Origin of the sequence: Ensifer sp. MJa1, assembly GCF_037026475.1 — a bacterium.
Taxonomy (GTDB): Bacteria; Pseudomonadota; Alphaproteobacteria; order Rhizobiales; family Rhizobiaceae; genus Ensifer.
The window spans coordinates 1-1,667 of sequence record NZ_JAKUMO010000059.1 but is presented as its reverse complement, the minus strand read 5'-3'; the positions used below and the strand labels follow the sequence as shown (position 1 = coordinate 1,667).

Here is a 1,667-nt window from a genome sequence, read left to right as displayed (position 1 = left end):
TGCGCGATGTTGATGCGGACACGCTTCCAATGTTTACAGACACTTAACGAAGGGGTGCATAATGAAACACGTCTCGCTATGCCGCGCAGGGCGCGTTCGGCGGCATTGTTCGAGAGGCAAACACGCCCATCGTCGAGGAAGAGGGTGAAGGCAGGCCAGCGGTTCAGCAGGTAATCGAAGGCCTTGGCGAGATCATGATCGCGCGACAGCTTGGCACGCTGAGCCTTCATCCACGTTTCCAGCTCCAGGACCAAGGGTTTGCTGCGCTCCTGACGAACGGCCCTTCGGACCTCCGCGCTCTGACCGTTGATGTCGCGCTCGATGTCAAACAGGGCATCGATCCGCTGCACCATCTCCACGGCGATCGGCGAGATGACGGCCGGCTTCTTGCCCTGCGCTCGTCGGCGCGCGTTCGCTTCGACGTCGGCCATCGCGTAGAAGGGCCGCCGCGCATGCACCCAGCAGGCTGCTTCTGTTATCGGGCCGGGCCGTCGATCCGGAAGATAGAGCTTGGTGTAGCCGCCATAAGCGTCCGCCTGCAGAATGCCGCTATAGCCGGCGAGATGCGCCTGCGGGTGCTCGCCTGCGCGGTCACGGGAATAGTAGAACATCGCCGATGGTGCGGCCGTGCCGCCGAACGGTCGATCGTCGCGGGCATAGACCCAACTTCGGGCAATATCGGTCTTTCCTGCCGCCAGGACCGGGACCGTCGTGTCGTCGCCGTGCAACCGCTCTGCCGCAAACGTATGGGCTTCGATCCGTTTGAGGAGCGGAGCGAGTACGGCACAGCAAGCGCCGATGCTATCGGCCACCGTCGACAGGCTGAGGGGAACGCCTTCGCGTTCGAAGCGCTCGACCTGACGGTTGAGCGGCAGATGCTGGCCGAACTTGTCGAACAGGATCATCGCCAGAAGATTGGGGCCGGCCCACCCGCGCGGGATGGCGTGGAAGGGCGCCGGCGCCTGGCTGATCTTTTCGCAATCGCGGCAGGTGAACTTCTCGCGCACCGTCTGGATAACCTTCCATTGGCGCGGAACGACCTCGAGGGTCTCGGTAATGTCCTCGCCCAGCTTGCGCAGTCGGTCGCCACCACAGCACTGGCAACTCACCGGACCGGGCACGACGACGCGTTCGCGCGGAAGATGCTCGGGCAAAGGCTTCTTCACCGGCCGGCTGCGGCTAAAGCCGGCGACATTGAGGGTGGCAGCGACCGCCATTTCGGCCGCGAGTTCGTCCTCGGTCGCCGCCATCTCCAACTCCGCCAGTTGGAACTCCATCTGATCGATCAGCCGGGCGCGACGCTCCGCCTTCGGGCCGTAAAGCTGCCGCTCGAGCTTCTCGATGCGCAGCTTCTGCCGGGCAATGACCGCAAGATCGTCGGACGCTTTGGCCTTGGCAACGGCAAGTTCAGCCTCGATCTGGGCGCCCTTGGCGCGCGCCGCGATGAGCTCTGCGCGTAGGGCGGCAACATCGTCGGGAAGCAAATCGGGGCTGTTTTCCATGCCCGAAGTGAATCACAGAAGCCGTGATTTGCCTAGTGTTTCAAAGGACTTGTCCCGGAATGTTCGGCGTTGGACGGCTCACCCAGCGCTGGTCGGGCGCCAGGTCTGTTGCGGGTTTCGCCAATCAATCCCCTCCAGCAGATAGGACATCTGACCGGCGGTCAG

The 1,667-nt window shown here is 63.4% G+C and carries 1 protein-coding gene; it reads right to left on the bottom strand.

What is annotated here, in order from left to right; all coding sequences use genetic code 11:
• Window positions 1-1,502 (bottom strand): IS66 family transposase (gene tnpC, locus MKZ91_RS31475; RefSeq protein WP_336174943.1); only part of this gene is annotated, 1,502 nt, incomplete at its 3' end.
• Window positions 1,503-1,667 lie beyond the last annotated feature (165 nt).